This window comes from Streptomyces sp. NPDC054883, from assembly GCF_053610645.1.
Window position 1 is genome coordinate 23468 of record NZ_JBSGYT010000041.1, and the last position, 6731, is coordinate 30198.

Consider the following 6731-nt stretch of genomic DNA (forward strand, 5'->3'; position numbering starts at 1 on the left):
CCCCGGCTATCCACCGAGGAAGGCGGGTGCGAGGGCCGACGTCATCAGCGGGGCCGGGGCGCCCGTGCCGTCGGCGGGCAGTGCGTACAGGTCGGCGCCGAAGTCGCCGGGCAGCGCGTAGACCACGGTCCGGTCGTCCTTCCACACCACCTGGTCGTCCACGCTGCGCTGCTCGGCGAGCGGGGTCTCCCGCATCGAGGCCAGGTCCAGGGCGTAGAGCCGCCACGGCGCGTCGGCGGACAGGCCCGGCACCCGCTTCTTGAACACCAGCCTCGTCCCGTCGGGCGACAGGGAGGGGCATTCCAGGTTCTCGAGGAGCGTGGTCACCGTGCGGGCGGTGAGGTCGCCGCGGACCAGGTAGGTCTGGCCGCCGGTCGCGAGCGTCGCGTAGAAGGTCCGCTCGTCGGCGGCGAAGGTCACCCCCCAGAAGTTGACGTCGGCGTTCCGGTACGTCCTGCCGTCCTTGACGATGGTGAAGTCCTCCAGCGAGGCGTCGTAGCGGCCGGTGCGCAGGTCGAGCAGTGAGGTCCGGGTGGAGAAGTTCGTACCGGCGTACGAGTCCCCGCCGACGAACACCGTCCAGGCGACGAGGTGCCCGCCGGGCGAGACGCGGGCCCGGGTGGGGATCCCGGCGAGCGGGTGCGCCGAGACCTGCTCCAGGTGCGCGTCCAGTACGACCGCCCGGTACTGCTCCTGGACCCCGCCCTTCTCGGCCTGGAGGCAGATCCCGGTGCCGGCCGCGGAGTGGAAGCGCAGGCAGCTCACCCCGGAGGCGGTACGGGGTCCGCCGGGCGCGGCGGCCGGGGCCGTGGCGAGTTCGTCGCGGTGCGGACCCCACGCCATGTTCCGGAAGACGATCCGCGGGCCGCCGTCCGCCGGGGTCAGGGAGACCTCGCCCCGGGTGACCGCGGGCCCTCCCGGCCGGGCCTGGCCCTTCTCGTCGGCCCGCGAGGAGGCCCGCAGGAAGGCGAGCACCCCTACGGCGGCGAGCACCAGGACGGCGGTGACGAGGATCAGGATCCGGCGTTGGAGGGTCATGGGGGCCTTTCGGACGCGCGGGGGGATTCGAGGCGGCGGGGATCGAAGGGGCGGGGATCGAAGGGGCGGGATCAAGGGGCGGGGGCTCAGCCGGTGTCGGCGACTGCTTCGGCTTCCGTTCCGGCGTCTGTTCCGGCGGGGTAGAGCCGAGCGCAGCCGGCGAGGGCGACGGCCAGCAGGACGGCGGCCACGGCCAGCGCGGGGCGGGCGCCCCAGACGGTCCAGGCGGCGCCGAAGCCGAGGGAGGCGGCGAACCGGGCGAGGGCCTGGCCGGTCTGGACCAGGGCGAGACCGCCCCCGCGGTGCTCACCGGGCACGACGGCGGCCGCGGCAGCCATGAGCACGCCGTCGGTGGCCGCGTAGAACGCGCCGTGCAGCAGGAGCACCGCGTACGGCAGCGCGGGGTGCGAGCCGCCGGTCAGCAGCAGCCCGTAGGCGGCGAGCAGCGCGAGGTGGCCGCCGAGGAAGACGCGGCGGCGCCCGACCCGGTCGGCGAGCCGGCCGAGCGGCAGGGCGAGGAGGAAGAACGCGGCGGCGGTGCCCAGCGGCAGCAGCGCGAACCACCGGTCCGGGATCTGCCCGGCCCGCTGGAGCAGCAGGAAGACGAAGGCGTCGCTGACGGTGCACAGGCCCAGGAGGAGCGCGGCGAGGGTGATGCGGCGCAGGCCGGGGCCGTGCAGCAGTCCGACGGAGGCTTTCAGCGAGACGGGGGCCGCGTCGGCGGCCGGCCGGGTCCGGCCGCCGGGTACGAAGAGCACCAGGACCAGCACGCCGAGAGCGGCCACGCAGGCGCTGACGGTGAAGACGGCGTCGTAGCCATCGGCGGCGCCCCGCAGGATCAGGAAGGCCAGCAGGGGCCCGATGAGTGCGCCGGCCGTGTCCATGGCCCGGTGCACACCGAAGGCCCGGCCGCGTTCGGCGGGGGCGGCGGCCAGCGAGATCAGGGCGTCACGGGGGGCGGTGCGCAGTCCCTTGCCGGTGCGGTCCAGGGCGAGCACCGCTCCGATCGCGGGCAGGGTGTGGGCGAGCAGCAGCAGCGGTTTGCACAGGGCGGAGAGCCCGTAGCCGATGCCGGCGAGGGCCTTGTGCCGGCCGAGGCGGTCACCGAGGTGGCCTCCGGTGAGCCGGACCAGGGCGCTGACGCCGTTGTAGAGGCCGTCGAGGAGTCCGAAGCCGAGCGGGGTGAGGCCCAGTCCGGCGACGAGGTAGAGCGGCAGGACGGCCGTGACCATCTCTGAGGAGACGTCGGTGATCAGGCTGACCGTGCCGAGGGCGAGGACCGTGGGCGCGAGCGCGGCGCGCCGCCCCGGGCTGGTGCCCGGGGCGACGGCCTGCGGCTCGGGGGTCACGGCGGGCGCGGGTGTGCCGCGACTGTCCGCAACGTACATGGTCAGGAAGTCCAGATCCCCGTGATGTCCTTGGCGGTGGCTGCGTTTCCGGCATGGCTGGTCAGCCCGGCCAGGCCCTCCAGGGTGCGCAGCACGTCGTAGTGGTTGTAGGTGGTTGCGGAGGTGCTGCCGGGGGTGACGGACTGGCCGTAGAGCACGGTCGGGATCTTGTTGCCGGCGAGCCGGTTGTCCTCGTCGAAGGTGACGACGAGCAGGCTGTTGTGGGTCTTGGCCCAGTCCGCGTAGGCCTTGAGGTTGTTCTTGAGCCAGGTGTCGCCGGTGCCGACGGAGCAGTCGTGCATGTCGTTGCAGAGGTTCGGCACGACGAAGGACACCTTGGGCAGGGTGGTGAAGTCCGTCGGGAACTGCGTCATGGTCTTCGCCGTGCTGGTGGGCACGTTGGAGAAGGCGAACCACGGGTTGTGCTTGCGGGCGTAGTTGCCGCTGCTGCAGGTGGTGGAGCCCTGGCTGGGGAGGGTCTCGTTGTAGCTGGTCCAGCTCTTGCCGGCGGCTATCAGCTCGGAGGCCAGGTTGGGCGCGGAGCTGAAGGCGGGGGTGTAACAGCTGTCGTCCGTGACTCCCTGGTTGGAGCCGGAGAAGAGCTGGAGGTAGTTGGGCTGGCTGGGGTGGGTGACGCCGTACGAGTTGGTGAGGTTGGCGCCCCCGGTCTTGAGGGAGTTGATGTACGGGGCGCTGGAGCTGCCGATGACCTGGTTGTAGGCGTGGTTCTCGAAGACCGCGACGACGATGTGGTCCGGGGCGGGCAGGCCCGCGGCGTGCGCGGGCTGGGCGGCGGCTCCGATGCCGGCCCACAGGGCGGCGCCGGCGGCGGTGACGCCGAAGGCGGTGGCGAAGGCGGCCTTACGGCGGGGAGGTGAAAGGGGCATGCCAAACACGGGGTCTACCTCCGGTGTGGGGGGGATTCGGGGGGCGGCGCTGAGGCAACATACCCAGGGGCATGTGCATGGGCCAGGGATACTCGGCGAACAGAACGGGAACTCCGCCCTCCTTCTTGACTATGGGCAATGGCACAGTCCCCGGAAGGTCAAGAGAAGGCAAAATACGGAACCAGCAGGTAGTTTCGTTCATCATTCGAACGGAAAGCAGTCCACCCGGCCCCGACGGGGCAGTACCAGCCGGAGAAGCCACCGCACATGTCGTACTCACCCGACGGGCAGCCGTACCAGCCGCCGTACCGGCCGGAAGGACAGCAACCGCAGCCACCACAGCCGCCGTACGGGCAGCAGCAGAGCCGGCCCTACGGACAGCAGTACGGCGGCCGCCCCGCCGGGCAGCAGGGCCAGGGCGGTCAGCAGCGGCCGCAGCAGTACGACACCCCGCAGGGGTACGGCCGGCAGCAGGGCGAACAGGGCTACGACCAGGGCGGGTACGGGCAGCAGGGTTACGGCCAGCAGCCGCCCCCGCAGCGCGGGCCGTCCCCGTACGAGCAGCAGCCCCAGTACCGCCGGCCCGACCAGCACGGGCAGCAGTACGAGGAGCAGTACGAGCACACCCGGGCGTACGAGACGTACGACGAGCCGCCGTACGACGAGCCGCCGCGCCGCAAGTCCAGGGTCAAGCGCTGGCTGATCGCCGGTACCACCGTCCTCGCCCTCGCGGGTGTCGCGGCGTTGGTGATGAGCCACTTCGACATACCTCCCTTCAGCGACAAGGGGAAGTCGGTCAGCTTCGGGGCACAGCCCGGCGCCTCCGCGGGGGACGCCGCCAAGCCGGCGGCGAGCTCGAAGATGTCGATGCCGACGGGCCCGGCGGCCGTGTTCAAGAACGAGTCGACCCTGTCCGACGGTACCCACGTCGCCGTCACCACGCTGGACGGCAAGAAGTCCGGCTTCAAGGGCAGGGTGTGGGTCTGGGCTCCGAAGGAGTACAACGACCCCAAGTTCGCCAAGAGCGGCTTCCCGGTCATGATCGCGCTGCCCGGCGGCTCCGGCTTCCCGGTCAACTACTGGATGGGCACCGACCTCAAGCTCCAGGCGAGCATCAGCAAGTGGTACAGCGAGGGCAAGAGCAAGCCCTTCATCCTGGCCATGCCGGTGCTCAACCCGGAGGGCGAGAAGTCGAACAAGTACTGGGACGCCTCGGACATCCCCGGCCAGCCCAAGATGGGCACCTGGCTGACCGACGACGTCCCGGACCTGATGCGGGAGAACTTCCGCACGATCAAGTCGCGCGACGGCTGGGCCTTCATGGGCTCCTCCACCGGCGGCTTCGCGAGCCTCAAGGCCGTGCTCAAGTACCCGGAGAAGTTCAAGGCCGCCATCTGCTCCGGACCGGACATCGTGCCCGACTCCTTGCTGTGGAAGGGCCACGATAAGGAGAAGGCGGAAAACAACCCGGAGCTGCTGGCGAAGCAGCTCATCGACAAGAAGGGCAGCCCGGAGGTCTACCTCGCCTTCCAGGTCGGCGACAACGAGAACAACAAGAGAACCCTGCCGGACGTGCAGAAGTTCATCGCCACCTACGGCAAGGGGCCGATCCACACCAGCCTGAGGGTGATTCCGGGCGGCGAGCACAACGCCTTCACCTATGTACCGAACATGGGCGAAGGCCCGATCCAGTTCATCAGCAAGGTGCTGGAGGGCCCGGTCGAATGACGGCAGGGCCTACGGGATGACCCCAACGGCCCGCTGAGCGTCCCGCTCCTCCCGCGACGGCCCGCCGAACACCTTCGGCGGGCCGTCGCCGTCCCACGGCGCCCACCCCGGGTCCCCGTCGACGGCGAATCGGACCCAGGCCGCGTGCATCTCGTCGGCAAGGGCCTGCGGCGCGTCCGGCCCCGCCAGCCACGCCGACTCCGGCTTGTGCAGGGTGTCGAAGACGAAGCCCAGCTCCAGCGCGTGGCAGGCGCCGAGGCCCGGCACACCGCTGGACCACCGGAACTCGTACAGGTGGCTCGGCGCGGCCCGGCGGGCCCCGGCGATCCGGCGCAGCGGATCGCGCAGCAGCCGGTCGGTGAGCAGGTGCCCGGCGAGGTCCGCCGGACCGGCCCCGGGCAGGGCGGCGCGCAGCGCCCGTACGGCGGCGCGGTCCTTGCCGCTGCGGGCGCGGGCCAGCTCCACCGCGAGCGGGCCGAGCCGGTCCAGCAGCCGCATCGCGCCGGTGGGCGCGAGCCAGAGCCGGTGCTCCTCGGAGGTCCAGCCCATCAGCAGTGGTACGCCCGAGGCCGCGGCGGCTGCCGACGGATCCGCCGGCAGCGATTCCGGGTCCGCGACCAGGCCGAAGGCGGGCCCGCCGCTGACCGGGCTCGACCGGCGCAGCACGGCCCCCTGCGCGGCGAGCAGGTCCGGCAGGGCGGCGGCGGTGAAGGCCTTCGCGGTGGCGGGCACCTTGAGCAGCGCGGCCATCCTGCGGACCATCGGGCGGACCCGCTCGCGGGGCAGCACCTCCGGCGGCCCGCTCTGCATGACGGCGCCGGCGAACAGCCCGGCGGCCCGGGGCGCGGCCAGCAGGGCCCCGACGCTGGTGGCGCCGGCGGACTCCCCGAAGACGGTGACCCGGCCGGGGTCGCCGCCGAACGCCTCGATGTTGTCCCGTACCCAGATGAGGGCGGCGATCTGGTCCAGCAGGCCCCGGTTGGCGGGGGCGTCGGGGAAGACTCCGTAGCCGAGGACGCCGAGCCGGTAGTTCACCGAGACCAGGACGACCCCGTCCCGGGCGAAGGCCGATCCGTCGTACACGGGCACGGCCGAGGACCCCCGGGTGAGGGCGCCGCCGTGGATCCACACCATGACCGGCAGCCCGGCTCCCCGTGACGGGTCCGGGGTCCACACGTTGAGGTTCAGGCAGTCGTCGCCGGGGACCTCCGGGTCCGCGAGCAGCGCCGCGTACCGGTCCGGGTAGGGCACCTTGGGTGCGGTGGGCCCGAACGCGCCCGCGTCCCGTACGCCCTCCCAGGCGGCCGGCGGCCGGGGCGCGGCGAACCGGAGGGCCCCGACGGGCGGGGCGGCGTAGGGGATGCCGCGGAAGACGCGGATGCCGCCCTCCGCCGGCCGGCCCTCGACCACGCCGTACCGGGTGCCGGCCCGGGGCCGGGGGTCGCCCGCTGAACTCATGGTGTCCTCCTGGAGGCGTCTCCCCCGTTCCCGGGGGCGCCGAATCCGGTGTTCCGGGCACGGTCGCACAGCCGCCCGAAGGGTGACAAGGCGTGACCGGGCCCGGCACGTACCGGGTTGGACCGGTCATGCGAGCCATGTGGATTGACCGCCCCCTCACAAGCGTCGTACGGACCGGCGTGCTGCCCCTCCTGCTGTCGGCGGCCGCCGCGGCCGCCGGCGGCCCCCCCGC

At 72.5% G+C, this 6731-nt stretch carries 5 protein-coding genes; 1 reads left to right on the forward strand and 4 read right to left on the reverse strand.

Going from position 1 to position 6731, the window contains the following annotated elements:
- Window positions 1-6: 6 nt before the first annotated feature.
- The 3 genes from ACWGH1_RS26010 to ACWGH1_RS26020 all read right to left on the reverse strand — a co-directional run bounded on the left by ACWGH1_RS26010 (window position 7) and on the right by ACWGH1_RS26020 (window position 3313).
- Window positions 7-1038 (reverse strand): TolB family protein, encoded by a 1032-nt coding sequence (locus ACWGH1_RS26010; RefSeq protein WP_453355454.1) that lies wholly within the window; start codon window positions 1036-1038, stop codon window positions 7-9.
- An 86-nt stretch (window positions 1039-1124) separates the two neighbouring features.
- Complete coding sequence (locus tag ACWGH1_RS26015) at window positions 1125-2426, reverse strand: MFS transporter (RefSeq protein ID WP_453409042.1); 1302 nt, start codon at window positions 2424-2426, stop codon at window positions 1125-1127.
- A 2-nt stretch (window positions 2427-2428) separates the two neighbouring features.
- Complete coding sequence (locus ACWGH1_RS26020) at window positions 2429-3313, reverse strand: alkaline phosphatase family protein (RefSeq protein WP_453357160.1); 885 nt, start codon at window positions 3311-3313, stop codon at window positions 2429-2431.
- A 267-nt stretch (window positions 3314-3580) separates the two neighbouring features.
- Between ACWGH1_RS26020 and ACWGH1_RS26025 the strand changes: the two genes are divergently transcribed.
- On the forward strand, window positions 3581-5041 hold the full coding sequence (locus ACWGH1_RS26025) for an alpha/beta hydrolase (protein ID WP_453357161.1): 1461 nt from the start codon (window positions 3581-3583) through the stop codon (window positions 5039-5041).
- Window positions 5042-5050: 9 nt separating this feature from the next.
- Here ACWGH1_RS26025 and ACWGH1_RS26030 read toward each other — a convergent pair whose 3' ends face one another.
- Entirely contained in the window at window positions 5051-6499 is a 1449-nt protein-coding gene (locus ACWGH1_RS26030) for a carboxylesterase/lipase family protein (protein ID WP_453409043.1), read from the reverse strand.
- Window positions 6500-6731: the final 232 nt, after the last annotated feature.

What these genes read in the sequence shown, in the direction of transcription:
- ACWGH1_RS26015 (WP_453409042.1), bottom strand. Translation starts at nt 2,426, where the DNA reads ATGTACGTTGCGGACAGTCGCGGCACACCCGCGCCCGCCGTGACCCCC.
- ACWGH1_RS26030 (WP_453409043.1), bottom strand. Translation starts at nt 6,499, where the DNA reads ATGAGTTCAGCGGGCGACCCCCGGCCCCGGGCCGGCACCCGGTACGGC.
- ACWGH1_RS26010 (WP_453355454.1), bottom strand. Translation starts at nt 1,038, where the DNA reads ATGACCCTCCAACGCCGGATCCTGATCCTCGTCACCGCCGTCCTGGTG.
- ACWGH1_RS26025 (WP_453357161.1), top strand. Translation starts at nt 3,581, where the DNA reads ATGTCGTACTCACCCGACGGGCAGCCGTACCAGCCGCCGTACCGGCCG.
- ACWGH1_RS26020 (WP_453357160.1), bottom strand. Translation starts at nt 3,313, where the DNA reads ATGCCCCTTTCACCTCCCCGCCGTAAGGCCGCCTTCGCCACCGCCTTC.